The organism is Kitasatospora sp. P5_F3, assembly GCF_054049135.1.
This window is the reverse complement of sequence record NZ_JBFUMY010000003.1, coordinates 100,018-119,310: the sequence shown is the minus strand read 5'-3', so window position 1 is coordinate 119,310 and position 19,293 is coordinate 100,018. Positions and strand designations below refer to the sequence as shown.

Sequence of the window (19,293 nt, the reverse complement as noted above, 5' to 3'; positions counted from 1 at the left end):
GTCCCCGGTCGGTCACCCCTGCGGTGGCCGGCCGGGCCCGGCCGACAAGCTCCGGAAGGACCACAACGTGAGCAAGTACGCCATCGTCGGCCTGTCCTGCCTCTTCCCCGGGGCCGGGACGCCCGAGGAGTTCTGGCAGAACCTGAGCGGCGGCGTCGACAGCCGTCGGGAGGGCGGGACCGAGGTCTTCGGCCCGGCCGCCGACCCGCGCGACGAGGACCCGGCACACCGGATCTACTGCAGCAAGGGCGGTTTCGTCACCGGCTTCGAGTTCGACCCCAGCGGTTACCTGCTGGACGCCGACCGGCTGGCCCGGCTGGACCGGGTCTTCCACTGGTCCCTGCACGTGGCCCGGGAGGCCCTGCGCGACAGCGGCTACGCCGACCGCACCGAGGTGCTGGCCAGGACCGGCCTGATCCTCGGCAACTACTCCTTCCCGACCCCGAGTTCGGCCGAGATCAGCCTGCCGCTGGTGGACCAGGCCGTGCTGGAGGGCCTGCGCCTCGCGGGCCTGGACGGCCTGGCGGCCCCCGCCGCCCCGGCCGCCGAACCGGCGGACGCCCGGGTCAGCGGCGCCCCGGCCCGGGTGGCCGGTGCCGCGCTCGGCCTCGGCGGTCCGCGCTTCGCACTGGACGCCGCCTGCTCCTCCGCGCTCTACGCCCTCAAGCTGGCCTGTGACCAACTCGCCGCCGGCCAGGCCGACCTGGTGCTGGCGGGCGGGGTCTGTGCACCCGACCCGACACTGATACACCTCTCCTTCTCCGACCTGCACGCCTACCCCGAGAACGGCTTCAGCCAGCCCTTCGACGCCGCCTCGGCGGGCATCCTGACCGGCCAGGGGGCCGGCATGGTGGCGGTCAAGCGGCTCGCCGACGCCCAGCGCGACGGTGACCGGATCCACGCCGTGATCGACGGCATCGGGCTCTCCAACGACGGCGCGGGCCGCCACCTGCTGGTCCCCAACGCCGCCGGACAGCACCGCAGTTACCAGCTCGCCTACGCCGAGGCCGGAGTCGCCCCGAGCGAGATCGACTACCTGGAGTGCCACGCCACCGGCACCCCGATCGGCGACACCACCGAGGCCGACTCGGTGGCCCGCTGGTTCGGTGAGCACGGCAAGGTGCCGCTGCTCGGCTCGGTCAAGGGCAACATCGGCCACCTGCTGACGGTGGCCGGGCTGAGCAGCCTGCTGAAGGTCGTGCTGGCCATGCAGCGCGGCGAACTCCCGCCCACCATCGGCGTGTCCGAGCCGGTCAACGACGCGGTCGGCGGTTCGCTGGTCCGCGAGCGGACCGCCTGGCCCGCGCACGAGGGGCCGCGTCGCGCGGCGGTCTCCGCCTTCGGCTTCGGCGGCACCAACGCGCACGTGGTGCTGTCCGCCGCAGCCGATCAGGCGCAGGCCGAACTCCCGGTGGCCGCCCCGGCGCTGGACATCGTCGGCCTGGGCGCGCACTTCGGCTCGCTGGAGTCGGTGGACGCGTTCGAGCAGGCCCTGCACAACGGCGGCGACGCCTTCCGCCCGCTGCCCGAACTCCGGTGGCGCGGGCTCGAGTCCACCACCGGCGGCGCGCTCGAGCAGGCCGGCCTGGGGGCCGCGACGCTGCCCGAGGGCGGCTTCGTCGACCAGGTCGCGATCGATCCGGCCGACTACCGGATCCCGCCCGCCGACCTGCGCAACTACAACCTCCAGCACGCGCTGATGGCCAAGGTCGCCGACGAGGCGCTGACCGACGCCGGCTTCGACCGCACCGCCCCGGCCGGGCAGTCCGGACCCGACCCCCGGCGGGTCGCGGTGCTGGTCGCGATGGAGATCGAGCCCAGCGCCCACCTGCACCTGGCCAGGTACGGCCTGGCCGGCCGACTGCGCGAGGCGTACCGGGCGGCGGGGCTGGATCTGACGGACACCCAGGTCGAGGAGCTGGCCGCAGCTGCCCGGGACGGCGTGCACCAGCCGATCGTGGCCAACGAGGTGCTCAGCTACATCGGCAACATCATGGCCAGCCGGATCTCCTCGCTGTGGAACCTGACCGGCCCGTCCTTCACCATCTCCTCCGACGGCGCGGGCACCGCCGAGGCACTCGACATCGCCCGCCTGCTGCTGCTCGACCCGGAGATCGAGGCCGTGCTGGTCGGTGCGGTGGACCTGGCCGGTTCGCCGGACGGGCTGCTGCTGCGCACCGGTACGCCGGTGGCGGGCGCCGGGCTCAGCTTCGGCGCGGGCAGCCAGGGCTGGCGGATCGGCGAGGGCGCGGGTGCCGTCGTGGTCACCCGCCCCGGTGGCGAACGGCCGGTCTACGCCCGGCTGGACGCCTCGGTGGTCCGGCACGCCGTGCCGGTCGACGGCGTACTGCCGGAGGCGGACGCGGAGCTGCTCGCGGACGTCGCCAGGCAGGCGCTGGAGCTGGCCGGGATCGGCGCCGACCAGGTCGGCTACCTGGAGGCGCACACGGGCGGTACGCCCGTCCTGGACGCGGCCGAACTGACCGCGCTGGCCGCCGTCTACCCGGCCGGCCGGTCCGAGCTCGCGCTCGGCAGCGCCAAGGCCCAGCTCGGCGACACCCAGGGCGCCGCCACCATGGCGGGCCTGCTGCGCGCGGTGCTCGCCCTGCACCACGGCTACCTGCCCGGCGTCCCCGGCTGGCAGCGCCCGGCCGAGGAGCACGCCGAACGCTTCGCGGCGGGCGGCTTCTACCTGCCGGAGACCTCCCGGCCCTGGCTGCGGACCGAGCGCTCGGCCCGGCGGTACGCCGCGGTCAGCTTCCTCGGTACCGGCGGCGCGCACGGTCACCTGGTGCTGTCCGCCGGGCAGACCCGGGGCGCGGTCGTCGAGCGGGACTGGCGGCGGGCCGACGGCCCGGTGCTGCTCGCGCTCGGCGCCGAGGACCACGCGGGGCTGACCGCCGAGATCGACCGGCAGCTGGGGCTGCTGGCGGACGGGGCCGACCCGTACGCGCTCGCGGTGGACGCCGCCGGGCGGCTGACGGAGCGGCAGACCGCCCGGGTGGTCCTGGTGGCCACCGACGGGGCCGCGCTGCGCGGCCAGCTGGAGGCCGCCGCCCGCGACCTGCCGGGTGTGCTGGCCCGCGGCGAGGAGTGGGCCACCCCGGCCGGCAGCTTCGCCACCGGGCGGCCGATCGGTCCGAAGGGCAAGGTCGCGCTGGTCTACCCGGGCGCGTTCAACTCCTACCCCGGCCTGGGCCGGGACCTGTTCCGGGCCTTCCCCGGACTGCTCACCCGCTTCGAGGCCGAGGCCGAGCAGCCGGACCGGGCGTTCCGCTCGGCCATGCTCCACCCGCGCGGCCGGCAGGCCTTCGGCAAGCGGGAGTTGATGGCACTGGAGGAGAAGCTCGGCGGCGACCTGCCGTTCATGCTGGCCACCGGTACCAGCTTCGCGATCCTCTACACCGACCTGGTGCGCGAGCTGCTCGGGGTCCGGGCGCACGGCGCGTTCGGCTACAGCCTGGGGGAGAGCAGCATGCTGTTCGCCACCGGCGGCTGGCAGCGCGAGGCCCGCCGGGACGACCGGATCAGTGCCACCCCGCTGTTCAAGGACCGGCTCACCGGCGCCCGCCGGACCGTCCGGGACCTCTGGCAACTGCCGGACGACACCCCCGACTCGGCGGTATGGGCCAGCTTCGTGCTGCTCACCGACGCGGACCTGGTGCGCGAGGCACTGACCCGGTACGACCGGCTCTTCCTGACCCATGTGAACACCCCGACCGAGGTGGTGATCGCCGGGGCACCGGACCAGTGCCGGGCCCTGATCGCCGAGTTGGGCTGCCCCTCGGCCCGCTCCCCGGTCAACTCGGTGATGCACTGCCCGGTGGTGGACGGCGAACTGGCCGGGCTGGCCGAGCTCAACAACCACCCGGTCGGCTCGCCCGGCGACCTGCAGCTGTTCAGCGCGTACGACTACGGCACGGTCGCCGGGCTGTCCCGGGAGACCGTGGCCGAGCGGATCGCGCACACCCTGCGCAGCACCATCGACTTCCCCCGGCTCACCCGCACCGCGTACGAGCAGGGCTTCCGGTACTTCATCGAGGTCGGCCCGAGCTCCACCTGCACCCGCTGGGTGCGCGAGTCGCTCGGCCAGGACGCCCACGTGGCGGTCTCGGTCGACCGGCGCGGGGTGCCGGCCGCGAAGTCGGTGGCCCAACTGGCCGCCCGGCTGCTGGCGCACGGCGTGCCGCTGGACCTGCCCGCCCTGCTGGGTGCGCTGCCCGCCCCGGCCCGGAAGCGGCTGCGCATCCCGGTCGGCGGTGGCCCGGCCATCCCGGCCGCCGTCGCGGCGGCCGCCACGCCGGTGCTCAGCCGGGCCAGGGTGCCCGCGATGGCGGGTGCCGTCGGGTCCGTCCCTGTCGCTGCCGCCCCGGTTCCCCCCGCCGCTGTGCCGGTGTCCCCGTCTTCTCCGTCCGGACCAGTCGGTCCCGTCCCGCTGGAGGGCCACGCCCCGATGCCTGTCGACCCGTCAGTCGCCGATCCCGAGGTCATCGCCTTCGACGGTGAGCCGATCTCCTTCCTGCCCTGGGCCGAGCCCGAGCCGGTCGCCGACCCCCGCCCGGCCGCGGTCGCCCCGGAGCGTCCGGCCCCGGTCGGTGGGTCCGCCGCCACCGAGCTGGTGCGCGAGCTGCGCGAGCAACTGCTGGCCACCCACTCGGTGGTGATGGAGACCCAGCGCGTCCTGCAGGAGTCCACCCTCGCCCGGGCCGAGGCGCTGCTCACCGAGGCCCCGGCCGACCCCGGGCTGCCCGTGCTCCCGGCACCCGAGCCGATCAGCTTCTCGGTGCAGACCGCGCTGCCGGCCGCCACACCGGCCGCCGCTGCGCTGCCGCCCGCCGCTCAGGACGTCAGGACGCCGCGGCCGGACGGCGTGATCTGGGACCAGGCCGATCTGCTGGAGTTCGCCACCGGCAGCCTGGCCAAGGTCTTCGGCGCCGAGTTCGCCGAGATCGACGGCTACGGCAAGCGGGTCCGGCTGCCCGCGCCGCCGTACCACTTCGTCACCCGGGTCACCGACCTGAAGGCGGAGACCGGCGTCTACCAGCCGTCCTTCATCCGTACCGAGTACGACGTGCCCGAGGACGCCTGGTACACCGTCGACGGCGGCGTGCCGCCGGCCGTGGCGATCGAGGCCGGGCAGTGCGACCTGCTGCTGATCAGCTACCTGGGCATCGACTTCCGGAACAAGGGCCAGCGGGTCTACCGCCTGCTGGACTCCACCCTGGTCTTCCACGGCGACCTGCCGAAGGCCGGACAGACCCTGCGCTACGACATCTCGATCAACCGCTTCGTCACCCAGGGCGAGACCACGCTCTTCTTCTTCTCCTATCTCTGCTACGCCGACGGGGAGTTGATCCTCGAACTCAAGGACGCCTCGGCCGGATTCTTCAGCCAGGCCGAGCTGGACACCCCGCTCGGCGTGGTGACCACCGAGAAGCAGAAGGCGGCCAGGGCGGCGCTCACCAAGGGCTCGTTCAAGCCGCTCGCCGACACCGACCGCAACCACCTGACCGCCGAGCACCTGGAGTTGCTCGCCCAGGGCCGCCCCGGTGAGGTGTTCGGCCCGCACCACGCCCAGGACGCCGGGCTGAACCCGGCGCTGCGGCTGCCGGTGGCCAAGCTCCGGATGATCGACGAGCTGACCATCGACCGCACCGGCGGCCCGCGCGGCCTCGGCCTGCTCACCGCCAGCAAGCAACTGGAGCCGAACGCCTGGTACTTCGAGTGCCACTTCCCGGACGACCCGGTGCTGGCCGGCTCGATGGTGGCCGAGGGCGCGGTGCAGGCCCTGCAGTCGTACCTGCTGCACCAAGGCATGCACCTGGTGCTGCCGGACGCGCGCTTCCAGACCATCATCGGCCTGCAGACCGAGGTCCAGGTGCGCGGGCAGATCACCCCGAAGCACAGCGAGATCCGGTACGAGATCGAGGTGATGGAGCTGACCCTGCTCCCGCGTCCCTCGGTGATCGCCGACGTGCTGGTCTACCTCGGCGACAAGCCGGTGATCCGGATGCACAACTTCGGCATCCAGATCCGGGAGAAGGAGGGCACCCCGTACCGTCCGGGCGAGGGCGGCGTGCCGGTCTTCCTGGGCCGGCGGAACCGCTCCGGCGAGCCCGCGATGATCAACGAACTGCACCTGGCGCACGCCGCCAAGGGCGACCTGGGCACCGCGATGGGCCCCGAGTTCGACGTCTACGCGAACAGCCGGGCGCCGTACATCCCCAACGGGGACTTCCAGTTCGTCGACCGGATCATGTCCCTCAAGGGCACCCGGGGCGACCTGAACCCGGGCTCCGAGATGGTCACCGAGTACGACTCGCCGGCCGACGCCTGGTACTACACCCAGAACTCCCACCCGCACATGCCCAACGCGGTCTACATGGAGAGCTCGCTGCAGGCCGCCATCCTGCTCGGCTACTACCTGGGTGCCACCCTCAAGCGGCCCGAGGAGCAGTACGCGATCCGCAACCTGGACGGCCGGGCCACCCTGGTCAAGGACCTGGACCTGCGGGGCAAGACCATCCGGCACCACTCCAAACTGCTGATGACCAGCGCGATGTCCGGCGCGGTGCTGCAGAACTTCAGCTACGAACTCTCCGCCGACGGCGAGGTGTTCTACACCGGTGAGTCGCTGTTCGGGTACTTCAGCGACGCCGCGCTGGCCAACCAGGCCGGGCTGGACGCGGGCAAGTTCGTCGCCCCCTGGATCGAGCAGGAGCAGCCCGCCGCCGAGCGGGTCCGACGGATCGAACTGCCCGTCGACGCACCGGCGTTCACCGATCCCAGCGGCGGCCGGCTGCACCTGCCGGGCGAGCACTACGCACTGGTGGACCGGGTCGACCTGGTCGCCGACGGCGGCCGGCACGGCGCGGGCTACCTGCACGGGTACCGCGAGGTGCGGCCCGACGAGTGGTACTTCGACTGCCACTTCCACCGTGACCCGGTGATGCCGGGCTCGCTCGGAGTGGAGGCGGTGCTCCAGGCGCTGCGGCTGTTCGTGCTGGAGGAGGGCCTGGCCGAGGGGATCGAGAACCCCAGGTTCGGGTTGGCCACCGAGATCGAGACCGGCTGGCGCTACCGGGGCCAGATCCTGCGGCACGACCGGGAGTTGAGCTTCGACGTCCATGTGAAGGAGATCCGCCGCGAGCCGGGACGGGTGGTGGTGATCGCCGACGCGGACCTGTGGAAGCCGGGGCTGCGCATCTACGAACTGACCGACGTGGCCATCGAGGTCCGCACCGAAGCCTGACCGCCCCCCACGCGCTAGGAGAGACACCCCACCCATGGACACCTTGGAATCCACCCCGCTGCGCTGGTACGGGGAGAGCTACCCCGCCACCGACGCGCCGGGCATCTACCAGGCGCTCGCCGAACTCGACCGCCCCTGCTTCATCGTCCGCACTCCCGAGGGCATCGGCGCCGTCGCCGAGGGCCGGGCCGCCGCGAGCGGTACCCGGCGCGGCGGGGCGGCCGGACTGCCGCTGCTGGCCGCCGTCGCCGCGCTGCCCACACACCGGCTCGGCTCGCCCGAGTTCCGGGCCGCGCACGGGGTCCAACACCCGTACCTGGCCGGCGCGATGGCGGGCGGCATCGCCTCCGCCGACCTGGTGATCGCACTCGCCAGGGAGGGCTTCCTGGCCTCCTTCGGCGCGGCCGGGCTGCTGCCCGAGACGATCGAGGCGGCGCTCACCCGGTTCGCCACCGAGATCCCCGGCCTGCCGTACGCCGTCAACCTGATCCACAGCCCGAGCGAGGAGCGGCTGGAGCGCGAGGCGGTCGAGCTGTTCCTGCGCTACGGGGTGCGCTGCGTGGAGGCGTCCGCCTTCATGGCGCTCACCCCGCACGTGGTCCGCTGGCGGCTGGCCGGGCTGCGGCAGGGCCCGGACGGGCGGGTGCTCGCCGAGCACCGGCTGATCGCCAAGATCTCCCGGACCGAGACCGCCGAGCGCTTCATGCGCCCGGCCCCCGCCGCGATGGTCAGCGCGCTGCTGACGCAGCGTCTGATCACCCCGGAGCAGGCCGAGCTGGCCAAGTACGTGCCGATGGCGGACGACATCACGGTGGAGGCCGACTCCGGTGGCCACACCGACCGCCGGCCGCTGCCCGCGCTGCTGCCCAGCATCCTGCGGCTGCGCGACACCGTGCAGCGCGAGCACCGCTACCCGGCCCAGATCCGGGTCGGCGCGGCGGGCGGGCTCGGCACCCCGGTCGCGGTGGCGGCGGCCTTCGCGATGGGCGCGGCCTACGTGGTGACCGGCTCGGTCAACCAGTCCTGTGTCGAGTCCGGTGCCTCGAAGGCGGCCAAGACCCTGCTCGCCGAGGCGGGTATCGCCGACTGCGAGATGGCCCCGGCCGCCGACATGTTCGAGATGGGCGTCGAGCTCCAGGTGCTCAAGAAGGGCACGCTGTTCCCGATGCGGGCCAAGCGGCTGTACGAGCTCTACCAGGCGTACGACGGCCTGGAGGCGCTGCCGACCGAGGAGCGGGTCCGGCTGGAGACGCAGATCTTCCGCCGGCCGCTGGACGAGGTCTGGCAGGACTGCGTCGGCTACTTCTCGCGCCGCGACCCCGAGCAGCTGGCCCGGGCCGAGGGCAACCCCAAGCGGCGGATGGCGCTGGTATTCCGCTGGTACCTCGGGATGTCCTCGCGCTGGTCCACGGTCGGCGACCCCGACCGCACGCTGGACTACCAGATCTGGTGCGGTCCGGCGATGGGCAGCTTCAACGACTGGGTGACGGCCAGTTACCTGAAGACCCCCGGCAACCGCCGGGTGGCCGACGTCGCCCAGCACCTGATGCGCGGCGCCGCCTTCCACACCCGGGTGGCGCAGCTGCGTACCTCGGGCGTCCGGATCCCTGCCTCGGCAGCCGACTACCGGCCGGTGCCACTGTGACCGGCGCGGCGGCGGCTTCGGTGGCGGCGGAGGAGCTGGACCGCGAGCTGGGCGACCCGACGGACCCCGCCAACCCGTTCGGGTACGCGGCGGCCGTCGGCCGGGACGAACGCGACGAGTTCCCCGAGGAGTTGTGCGCCGTCCTGCGCAAGCGGGACTTCCACCTCAACTACCTGCCGGCCGAACTGGGCGGCAGCTTCCGCTCCTTCGACCACAGCCTGACCCTGGTGCGCACCGCCGCCCGCCGGGACCTGAACGTGATGCCAGGCACGATGTTCAGCATCACCGCCGCGACCTGCGTCCAGCTGCACGGTTCGCCCGTGCAGCAGGAGCGGGTGGCCGCGATCCTGCGGCGGGGCGGTTCGGTGGCCTTCGCGATGTCGGAGGCCGAGCACGGCAGCGACCTGCTGGCCAACACCGCCCGGCTCACCCCGGCCGGCGAGGGCCGGGAGCTGAGCGGCACCAAGTGGATGGTCGGTCTCGGCCACCGCAGCGAGGCCGCCTACCTGGTGGCCCGGACGGGGGAGCGCGGGCCCGCCGCGTTCTCCGCGATCCTGCTCGACCTGGACGACCGGGTCGAGCGGGGCCCCCAGGTCCCGACCGGCGGGATGCGCGGGATCGACTTCGCGCACCTGACCTTCGACCGCCTCCCCGTGCCGGCCGACGCCCTGGTCGGCCGGGACGGGGAGGCGCTGGAGACGGCGGTCAAGGCCCAGCAGGTGGTCCGCCTGATGAGCACCGCGGGCAGCCTCGGCTGCGCCGACACCGCGCTCCGGCTGACCCTCGACTTCGCCGAGGGTCGCCGGATCGGCCGCACCACGCTGCTCGAATCCCCGTACCCACAGCGGGAGTTGGCGATCGCCTCGGCGGCGCTGCTGGCCGCCGACGCGGTCGCGCTGGCGGCGGCCCGGGGTATCCACGTGGCGCCCGAGACGTTCAGCGTCTGGGGCTGCGCCGCCAAGCACGTGGTGGCGGAGGCGGTGGAGGACCTGATGCTGCGCTGCGGCACGGTGCTGGCCACCCGCTCGGTGCTGCGGACCGAGGGCCCGGGCGGCGGCCTGTTCCAGAAGCTCCAGCGGGACGCCGCACTGGTCCGGGTGGTGGACACCAGCACGGTGGCCAACCTGCGCTCGTTCGCCGGTCAACTCCCGGCGCTGGTCGGCCGGTCGGCCGTACCGGACCCGGCGGCGGTGCGGGCGGTCTTCGACCTGGCCGCCGAGCTGCCGCCGTACCAACCGGCCCGGTTGGACCTGAACGCCCGGGGTCGTGACCTGGTCACCGGCGGCCCGTTGCCGGAAGCCGAGGGCTCCGCCCAGGCCGACCGGCTCCGGGCGGCGCTGGCCGGGCTGCCGGCCGAGCTGGCCGGGGCCGACCCGAAGGACAACGGCCTGGTCGACCTGGCCGAGCGGTTCGCCTGGCTGCACGCCGCGGCCGCCTGCCTGCACCTGCACGCGGCCAACCTGGACGACGAACTGCTGGGCCGCACCGACTGGTTGGACGCGGTGCTCGGCTACCTGCTGGCCCGGGCCGACGGCACCGCGCCGCGCCGGGCGGCCGGGCCGCTGCTGCCCGCGCTGGCGATCGCTCGCGAACTGCACGCGGCCAACCGCCTGTTCTCCGCCGTCCCGGTCCACCTGGCCTGATGCCCAGCCTCACAGGAGAGAGAACCCCGTGCCGAAGGCAGACCTGACCGAGCTCGCCGCGCGGCTCGAAGCGCACCTCGGAGACCCGCACGACCCGACCAGCCTGATGCCGTTCGACCAGATCCTCGACCACGACGAACGGGAGGAGTTCCCCTACGCCTTCGTCAACCTGCTCCAGCGCTGGGGCGTGCACGAGTACGTGATCCCGAAGGCCCAGGGCGGCAAGGCGGGTGACGTCGAGGTCGGCTTCAACCTGCTGCGCCTGATCGCCCGCCGCGACCCGACCTCGGCCACCGCCCTGATGCTCACCAGCCTCAGCTTCATGCCCGCCTGGATCGCCGGGACGGACCAGCAGAAGCAGTACGTGGTGGACCTGATGAAGCAGGGCAGCAAGCTGGCCTGGGGTCTGTCGGAGCGTCACCACGGCAGCGACGTGCTCGGCAACGAGATGCGCGCCGAGAAGGTGGACGGCGGCTACCTGCTGACCGGCGAGAAGTGGCTGATCGGCAACGCCACGGTCGCCGACGGCGTGAGCGTCTTCGCCCGTACCGACCCCAAGGGCGGCCCGGCCGGCTACTCCATCTTCCTGGTGGAGAAGCGCAACACCCCGGCCGGCGCCGTCGAGGAGCTCCCGAACGAGCGCCTGCACGGCCTGCGGGCGCTGGACATGAGCGGCATCCGGCTGGACGGCGTCTTCGTCCCGGACGAGGCCAGGCTCGGCCACCAGGGGCAGGGCCTGGAGATCGCGCTGAAGAGTGCCCAGGTGGCCCGCACCACGATCGGCTCGATGGCGCTCGCGGCGGTGGACACCGCACTGCGGGTGACCCTGGACTTCACCGAACAGCGCGAGATCTTCGGCAAGAAGGTCAGTGACATCCCGTACTCCCGACGGCAGTTGACCGAGGTCTTCGCCGACCTGATGATCGCCGACGCGGTCAGCCTGGGCGCGGTCCGCAGCCTCCAGGTGGTGCCCGAGCAGACCAGCGTCTGGTCCTCGGTGGCCAAGTACTTCGTGCCGACCCTGCTGGAGCGCTCGATGGCCCAGCTGAACATCGTGCTGGGGGCCCGGCTCTACCTGCGGGCCCACCCGCACTACGGCATCTACCAGAAGATGCTGCGCGACCTGCTGGTGGCGATCTTCGCCGACGGCAACACCGTGGTGAACCTGAAGAACATCGCCCTCCAGCTGGACGGCCTGCTCGGGACCGCCGCGCAGGACGCCGCGGCCCGGGAGGCCGCCGAGCAGCGGGTCCCGCAGCTGTACGGCATCGACCGGGAGCTGCCGCTCTACCGCCCGTGGGACCAGGAGCTGTTCAGCCGCGGCAAGGACGACGCGCTGCTGGCCGCGCCCGGTTCGCTGGACCGGCTGCGCGAGCTGGCCGCCGAGGCCAAGGGCGAGGAGCAGGTCTGGCTGACCAGGTCCGCCGAGGTGGCGGCCGGGCTGCTCGGCCGGGCCGAGGCGATCCACCGGCGGGCCGGCGAGCTGCGGGACGGACTCGGCCGCGAGTACGGCCAGTCGGCCGAACTCTTCGACCTGGCCAAGCAGTACAGCGCGCTGCACGCCACCGCGGCCTGCCTGCACACCTTCGTGCACTCGCACGAGGCGCTGGACGACCCGCTGCCCAGCGGCGCCCTGCTGCTGCTCCAACTGGAGCGACTGCACCGGCTGTTCAGCCCGCACGAGCCGGTCACCGACTCGGCGGTGGTGGACGAGGTGATGCGGGTGCTGCGGCACCTGCACCAGGAGAACCGGCTGTTCTCCTACTGGCAGTTCCCGCTCGCGACCCGGACCGGAGCCCGCCATGCCCAGAGCTGAGGCCGACCAGGCCCACCGCACCCACGCCCGTACCGAGGCCCGCACCGCGATCTGCCACGGCTGCCAACGGCGCTTCGGCAAGGAGCAGTTGGACCACACCCTGAAGGTCTGCCCGGCCTGCCGGAGCGGCTTCCGGCAGTCGATGGACGAGTGGCTCAAGCACCTGCTCGGCCTGGGCGCACTGGCGCAGCCGCAGGAGCAGCGCCCGGCCACTCCCTACCGGGTGCGCCCATGAGCGGCCAGTTACCCGTGGGCATCGACGGCCATCTGTACCTGCTGGCCGAGGCGTCGGTGGACCGGTTCGCCGAGCGCTACGGCGGCGACGCGCTGCTGACCCGGGAGGAGCGGCTGCGGATGGCCCGGCAGCGCACCGAGGCGGCCCGCCGCCGGTTCCTCGGGGCCCGGCTGCTGTCCCGGCACGCGCTGAGTGACCGGGACGGCCGGCCGGTGGGGGAGTGGCGGTTCCGGACCAGCCCGGCCGGCCGCCCCGAGCCCGAACCGGACGGGCACGCGCTGCGGTTCAACCTCTCGCACACCGACGGCCTGGTGGCCTGCCTGGTCACCGAGGGCGGCTCCTGCGGCGTGGACGTCGAGCGCACCCCCGCCCGGCCGGACGCGGTGACCCACCTGCCGCGCTGGTTCGCCCCCGCCGAGCGGGGTGAACTCTCCCACCTGACTGCCGGGTTGGCGACCGGAGTGGCCGCCTACTGGGTGCTCAAGGAGGCCTACCTGAAGGCGATCGGCACCGGCCTGCGCCGGGAGCTGGACGGCTTCGCGTTCTCCGCGCCCTGGCGGGCGCCGATCCGGCTGACCGATCCGACCCTGCCGGTCGGCGAGGCGTCCCGCTGGCGCTTCGAACTGGTCAACCCCGCCCCGGGGTTCGTGCTCGCCGCCGTGGTCGAGAACGGCGTGGCCGGTCGCCTGCACCGCACCTGGGTCAGCTGACCCGAGCTCCGACACCCGTTCGTCCCGAATCCCCGCTCACAGTGAGGAAGCCTCCATGTCCAGCAGCACTCCCCCCGCCCGTCCGCTCGGCCGCAAGCCCCGGGTCGCCGTGATCGGCGCGGGTGTGGCCGGCCTCTCCGCCGCCTACCGGCTGCGGGAGCACGCCGAGATCACCCTGTTCGAGCAGGACGACCGGCCCGGCGGCCACGCCAACACCATCGAGGTGGAGGAGAACGGCCGAACTCTCGGCATCGACACCGCGTTCGTGGTCTTCAACCAGCCCAGCTACCCGAACCTGACCAAGTTCTTCGCCGAGCTGGGCGTGGAGACCAAGCAGCACCTCGGCGGCTTCAACTTCTTCGACCTGGACAGCGGCCTGCAGTACGGCACCGCCGAGATGGGCCTGCCGGAGGAGGAGGTGAACAGCCGCTACTCGGAGGAGTTCCGGACCATCTGGCGCGAGGCCCGCCGGTTCCACGAGGAGGGCCGCAAGGACTTCTTCCGCAAGCGCACCGACCTGCCGCTCGGCGAGTACCTGGACCGGGGCGGCTACAGCCAGGAGTTCCGGTACGGCTACGTGATCCTGCTCTGCACCGCCGTCTGGTCGGTGCCGGCCGAGCTGATCTGGGAGATGCCCGCCACCACCGTGATCGCGTTCTTCATGGCGCACGACGAGGGCGGCCTCGGCGGCAAGCGGGTGGACTGGCGGACCGTCAGCGGCGGTTCGATCAACTACGTCCGCAAGGCGATCGCCGCGATCGACCCCAAGCTCCGGCTGGCCGAGCCGGTCACCGGCGTGCGCCAGGAGCCGGACGGGGTCACCGTGGCCACCGTGAACGGGGCCGAGCGCTTCGACTACGCGATCGTGGCCACCCACGGCGACCAGGCCAGGGAGCTGCTCGCCAACCCGGACGACGTGCAGCGGAACACCCTGGCGAAGATCCGCTACAACTCCTCGACCGCGATCCTGCACACCGACGCCACCGCGATGCCGGGCGACCGGGAGCGCTGGGACAACTGGAACTACGGCAAGGTGACGGTGGCCGGTGCGACCCGCCCGTACGTGGCGTACTACATGAACCGGCTGCACGGCTTCGAGGCCGAGCAGGACTACTTCGTCACGCTGGACTACCCCCGGGCGCTGCGCGAGGAGCTGGTGATCCGGGAGCTGAGCTACTCGCACCCGGTGATCGACCTCGACCTGCGGCGGCTGCAGGAGACCATCTACCAGGTGAACGAAGGCACCCGGGTCAAGCTGGCGGGCTCCTACTTCCACTCCAAGCAGCTCTACCACGACCAGATCGGCTCGCACGAGGCCGCCTTCTCCTCGGGCGCCGAGGCGGCCGCCCAGCTCCTCCGGGAGCTGGACGGCGACCAGGGCTGAGCCGGCGGGCCTCAGTCGGTGCCAGGGCCGGCGTCAGGCCGGGGGTGCCGCTTGGCGGACTCGTTCTCCTGGGCCATCCTGCGCAGCGCCATCAGCACCGGCTCGAGCAGGATGGTGAGCAGGACGGCGCGCTCGACCCGCTCCAACGGGTCCTCCGCGCCGTCCAGTTGGGCCAGGTCGAGGTCGGCCGTCTGTTCGGCCAGCCGGGCGTACGGGATCAGGGTCTGCCAGTCGGCCGGCAGACCCAGCTCCCGCATGGTGTGGAGGGTGTCGGTGATCGTGGCGCGGGTATGAGCCTTCTCGCTGATCTCCCAACCCAGCGCGGAGATCAACTCGTCGGCGGGGGTGGGCTCTTGCGGCTGGTCCGAAGGGGTGTCCGGTTCGCCCGGGGAGACCGCTCCGAGGGCCAGGCCGAACAGCAGGTGGAGGTCGGTGGAGTGTTCGTCCAGGGCCCGGAGCACCTCGCGGGTGGTGGACACCGACAGTCCGCGCACCGCGATCAGGGCCCGGGCCAGCCGTAGCCGGCGCAGGTGGTGGTCGTCGTACTCGGCCTGGGTGGCCGAGGTGGCCACGCCCGCGGGCAGCAACTCCTCCCGCAGGTAGTACTTGATCGTCGCCACGGGGACGCCACTGCGCCGGCTCAACTCCGAGATCCGCATCCGTTTCCGCTCTCCACTGGAAATTGGGTAGCTCTACTGTCTAATATAGATAGTGCCACACTCCAACAGTGTTGCATCACCCCTGCGCCGACGCCCGTACCAGTACCACCGAAAGGCCCTGACCATGCCCACGCTCCCCTGGACCACCCCGAACGCCCCCCAGCCCGACGCGCAGATCCTGGTGATGGCCTCACGCCTGGAGGTCAGCTCGCTCTGGAACTCCCCGCGCTTCTTCCTCAAGTCGCTGTCCGCCTGGCGGCAGGTGCGCAGCGCGCCCGGCGCCGTGGGCGCCTCGCTGATCGCCCAGCCGCTCAAGGGCGTCTTCTGGACGCTCTCCGCCTGGGAGGACCGCAAGGCCCTCTACACCTACGCCAAGGCCGAACCGCACCACTCGATCATGACCTCGCTGCGCGCGGTGACCAAGACGTCCACCTTCGTCTTCTGGGAGGTCGCGGCCGAGCAGCTGCCGATCGACTGGGTCGACGCCAAGAACCGGATCGCCGAGCAGCAGCGGCTCGACGCCGCCGCCGAGTAGCGCCCGCCCCGCTCCGTCCCGAAAGCCCGCAAGCCCGCAAGCCCGAAAGCTCCGAAGCTCGAAAGGGAGAACCCTGCCATGTCCGTCCCCGAAAGCCGTCCGGCCCCGGCGGGCACAGCCGTCGGACGCAAGTTCCCGCTCTGGCTGGTGATCGTCGCGTGCAGCCTGCCGATGTTCATGGTCGCGCTGGACAACCTGGTGGTCTCCACCGCGCTGCACACCCTCGCGGTCGACCTCAAGGCCGACACCCAGGACCTGCAGTGGTTCGTCAACGCGTACGTCCTGAGCTTCGCCTGCCTGCTGCTGACCGGTGCCGCGCTCGGTGACCGGTTCGGCCACCGCAAGGTCTTCACGCTCGGCATCGTGCTGTTCACGCTCTCCTCGATCGGTTGTGGACTCGCCGACACCAGCGGCCAGTTGATCACCGCCAGGGCGATCCAGGGCTTCGGCGCGGCGGCCGTCATGCCGCTCTCGCTGACCCTGCTCTCCAACGCGGTGCCGGCCAAGATGCGCAGCCTGGCGCTCGGCCTCTGGTCGGCCGTCAGCGGTCTGGCGATCGCGCTCGGCCCGGTGGTCGGCGGTGCGGTGGTCGAGGGGCTGGACTGGGAGTGGATCTTCTGGATCAACATCCCGGTCGGCATCGTGGCCGTTCCGCTGGTGCTCGCGGTGGTGCAGGAGAGCCGTGGCGAGCGGGCCAGGCTCGACCTGCTCGGCATGGTGCTGGCCACCGCCGGTCTGCTGGCGCTGGTCTGGGGCATCGTCAACGGCAGCGAGGACGGCTGGACCGACGGCCGGATCGTCACCGCCTTCGTCGCGGCCGCCGTGCTGCTGGCCGCCTTCGTGGCCTGGGAGCGCCGGGTCGAGCACCCGCTGCTGCCGCTGCGGTTCTACCGGGTCAGGGCCTTCACGCTCACCAACATCGTCTCCGCCTCGATGTACTTCGGGGTCTTCGGCTCGATCTTCTTCCTGGCCCAGTACCTGCAGATCGCCCCGCCCCGCACCCCGCTGCACGCCGGAGTGCTCACGCTGTCCTGGACCCTGATGCCGATGGTGATCGCCCCGATCGCCGGCGCGCTCACCGACCGGGTGGGCGGCGGGCGGCTGATGGCGCTCGGGCTCTTCCTGCAGGCGATCGGCCTGTCCTGGATCAACCTGGTCGCCTCCGCCGACACCCCGTACTCCCAGCTGGTCGGCGGGATGCTGGTGGCGGGCGCCGGGATGGGCTTCGCGATCGCCCCGACCGCCGCCGTGGTGCTCGGCGCGGTCGGTGCCGAGCACCGGGGCAAGGCATCCGGTGCCAACACCACCGTCCGGGAGATCGGCGGTGCGCTCGGCATCGCGGTGCTCAGCAGCGTCTTCACCGCCCACGGCACGACGGCCTCGCCGGCCGGCTTCGCGGACGGCCTGCACCCGGCGGTCTGGGTCGGCGTAGCGGTGGTGGTGCTGGGCGGCACTGGGACTCCAGTGCCGCCCATCCGGCTTCGCAGGGTTCAGAGCGCCGGGTCTAGAACAGCGGGACCCCGGCCCGGACCAGGCGCCAGGTGCCGCCGCCGAACTCGGCCGGGTCGATGACGCCCTTGGCCTTCACCCAGGAGATCATCGTGTTGCGGATCTCGTCCGAGTCCGCCCACGCCAGGGGCGCCGACGCCACGCCGGGGAAGTTGCCGCCGCCGTTGGCCCGGTAGTTGTTCACCGCCAGCACGAACTTCGCCGCCGGGTCGACCGCCTTGCCCTCGTACGACAGGTTGACGATCCGCGAGCCGACCGGCTGCGAGATGTCGATGTCGTACGAAACCCCGTACACCGAGTCGAAGTTGTAGTCCGGCGTGTTCGCCTGGTTGGTCAGCGTGTCCAGGTTGATCGCGTCACCGGGGGCGAGCTGGGCGAAGTACTTCGCCGAGTACTCCAGGTACGCCTTGATCTGGGCGCCCGTCAGAACGCGTGCCTCCAGGGTGTTCTCGTAGATGTACAGACCCGCCGCGTCCCGCAGCTTGACCTCGCCCGCGGGAATCCGCGCGGTCCGGTTGAACGGCGCGGCCTGGGCCAGCACCGGCAGGTTCGCGTACGAGGTGGAGGCCAGCGCCGCCTTCACGGTGTCCGCCTGCACCCGGCCGATCAGGTCGATGATCGGCACGTCCTTGAAGCGGGCCTCACCGATCGACAGCTCGGCCTTGCAGGTGCCGATCACCTGGTTGACGTACTCAACGACCTTCTTGTGCTGGGCGCTGAGCAGCTCGACGATCGCCGGGTCCTCCGGCACCGTGTTCGAGTTCAGCACCCGCGAGGTCAGCGAGGTCACGTGCCACTGGCCGCGCGAGAACTCCACCTCGAAGTCGAAGCAGGACAGCCGCTGCGCCCAGCAGAGCGGCTCGGAGAGCACGACCGTCTTTCCGGTCTCCTTGTTGACGATCAGACGCTGGGGCACCTCCTTGTGGGTGTGGCCCACCAGCACCGCGTCGATGCCGGGCACCGTCTCCGCCATCTCGCCCGAGGCGTCCTCGGGCCAGGGCAGCTGGTCGCCGTAGGTGGTCGGCTCGTCGATGCCGGAGTGCGCCGAGACCACGATGACGTCCGCGCCCGCCGCCTTCATCCGCGGCACGTACTTCTTGGCCATCTCGACGATGCCGGGGAAGATCATCTTGCCCGCCACGTTGGCCTTGTCCCAGATCGCGATGCCCGGGTTGGTCAGGCCCAGGATGCCGACCCGCAGCGGACGGCCGTGGCCGAGGTGCAGCTCCTTGATCACGTACGGCGGGAAGGCGGGCTTCTCGTCCTTGGCGAACAGCGCGTTGGCGCCCAGCAGCGGGAAGTCCAGCTGCTCCTCGAAGGCGCGGACGGTCGGGATGCCGTAGTTGAACTCGTGGTTGCCGAGGGCGGCGGCGTCGTAGCCGATGGCGTTCATCGCCGCGGCCATTGGGTGCTTGGGCGGACGCTTGCCGGTGATCGGCTCGACCCGGGCGTAGTAGTAGGTGAGCTGGGTGCCCTGGATGATGTCGCCGGCGTCGATCAGCAGGGTGCGGTGGCAGCCCTTCTCCTCGCGGATCTGGGTCACCAGCGTGGAGATCTTGGCCAGGCCGACGTCGTTGTGCGCCTTGTCGTCGTACTCGGCGTCGGTGAAGTAGTCCCAGTTGAGCACCCGGCCGTGCAGGTCGGTGGTGCCCAGCACGGTGAACGTCTGCTTCTTCGAGGCCTTTCCGGGCTGCTCGGCAGGCGCGGCGGCGGCCGGGGCGGCGGTCAGCAGCGGCAGCCCGCCGGTCAGGGCCGCGCCGGCGGCGGTCACCGCGGAGCGGGCGACGAAGTCACGACGGTTCAGAGGCATGGACGACTCCAACGTGGGGCGGACGGTCCGTCAGCAGAGGTGTGACGCGCGTAGAAGTCTGCCTGCAAAAACCCCCGCCGAACAGCCCCCGGCAC

General features: G+C 72.2%; 11 protein-coding genes. 9 read left to right on the top strand and 2 right to left on the bottom strand.

From position 1 onward, the window contains the following. The first annotated feature begins 67 nt into the window (after positions 1–67). From ACXJMZ_RS02170 to ACXJMZ_RS02140, 7 genes are read left to right on the top strand one after another with little or no spacing between them, the layout of a single operon-like run. A complete protein-coding gene (locus ACXJMZ_RS02170) occupies positions 68–7,252 on the top strand; it encodes a beta-ketoacyl synthase N-terminal-like domain-containing protein (protein WP_457028247.1) in 7,185 nt (2,394 codons plus the stop codon). A gap of 34 nt (positions 7,253–7,286) precedes the next feature. Next, a complete protein-coding gene (locus tag ACXJMZ_RS02165) occupies positions 7,287–8,897 on the top strand; it encodes a PfaD family polyunsaturated fatty acid/polyketide biosynthesis protein (protein ID WP_457028246.1) in 1,611 nt (536 codons plus the stop codon). Beyond that, positions 8,894–10,540 (top strand): acyl-CoA dehydrogenase family protein, encoded by a 1,647-nt coding sequence (locus ACXJMZ_RS02160; RefSeq protein ID WP_457028245.1) that lies wholly within the window; start codon positions 8,894–8,896, stop codon positions 10,538–10,540. The genes ACXJMZ_RS02165 and ACXJMZ_RS02160 overlap by 4 nt, the downstream gene beginning before the upstream one ends. 28 nt (positions 10,541–10,568) lie before the next feature. Then, complete coding sequence (locus ACXJMZ_RS02155; protein WP_457028244.1) at positions 10,569–12,356, top strand: acyl-CoA dehydrogenase family protein; 1,788 nt, start codon at positions 10,569–10,571, stop codon at positions 12,354–12,356. Beyond that, positions 12,343–12,591: a hypothetical protein gene (locus tag ACXJMZ_RS02150; protein ID WP_457028243.1), complete on the top strand. Its 249-nt coding sequence runs from the start codon at positions 12,343–12,345 to the stop codon at positions 12,589–12,591. Before ACXJMZ_RS02155 ends, ACXJMZ_RS02150 begins: the two co-directional genes overlap by 14 nt. Then, positions 12,588–13,301, top strand: a complete 714-nt coding sequence (locus ACXJMZ_RS02145) for a 4'-phosphopantetheinyl transferase family protein (protein WP_457028242.1) — start codon at positions 12,588–12,590, stop codon at positions 13,299–13,301. The genes ACXJMZ_RS02150 and ACXJMZ_RS02145 overlap by 4 nt, the downstream gene beginning before the upstream one ends. A gap of 55 nt (positions 13,302–13,356) precedes the next feature. Continuing rightward, positions 13,357–14,685, top strand: a complete 1,329-nt coding sequence (locus tag ACXJMZ_RS02140) for an NAD(P)/FAD-dependent oxidoreductase (protein WP_457028241.1) — start codon at positions 13,357–13,359, stop codon at positions 14,683–14,685. An 11-nt stretch (positions 14,686–14,696) separates the two neighbouring features. Here ACXJMZ_RS02140 and ACXJMZ_RS02135 read toward each other — a convergent pair whose 3' ends face one another. Next, entirely contained in the window at positions 14,697–15,344 is a 648-nt protein-coding gene (locus ACXJMZ_RS02135) for a MerR family transcriptional regulator (protein WP_457028240.1), read from the bottom strand. A gap of 124 nt (positions 15,345–15,468) precedes the next feature. On the opposite strand from ACXJMZ_RS02135, the gene ACXJMZ_RS02130 reads away from it, so the two are divergent. Both ACXJMZ_RS02130 and ACXJMZ_RS02125 read left to right on the top strand, forming a co-directional pair. Continuing rightward, positions 15,469–15,879, top strand: a complete 411-nt coding sequence (locus tag ACXJMZ_RS02130) for a DUF3291 domain-containing protein (protein ID WP_457028239.1) — start codon at positions 15,469–15,471, stop codon at positions 15,877–15,879. A gap of 78 nt (positions 15,880–15,957) precedes the next feature. After that, a complete protein-coding gene (locus ACXJMZ_RS02125; protein WP_457028238.1) occupies positions 15,958–17,451 on the top strand; it encodes an MFS transporter in 1,494 nt (497 codons plus the stop codon). Here ACXJMZ_RS02125 and ACXJMZ_RS02120 read toward each other — a convergent pair. Next, on the bottom strand, positions 17,384–19,198 hold the full coding sequence (locus ACXJMZ_RS02120; RefSeq protein ID WP_457028237.1) for a bifunctional metallophosphatase/5'-nucleotidase: 1,815 nt from the start codon (positions 19,196–19,198) through the stop codon (positions 17,384–17,386). The genes ACXJMZ_RS02125 and ACXJMZ_RS02120 overlap by 68 nt on opposite strands. Positions 19,199–19,293: the final 95 nt, after the last annotated feature.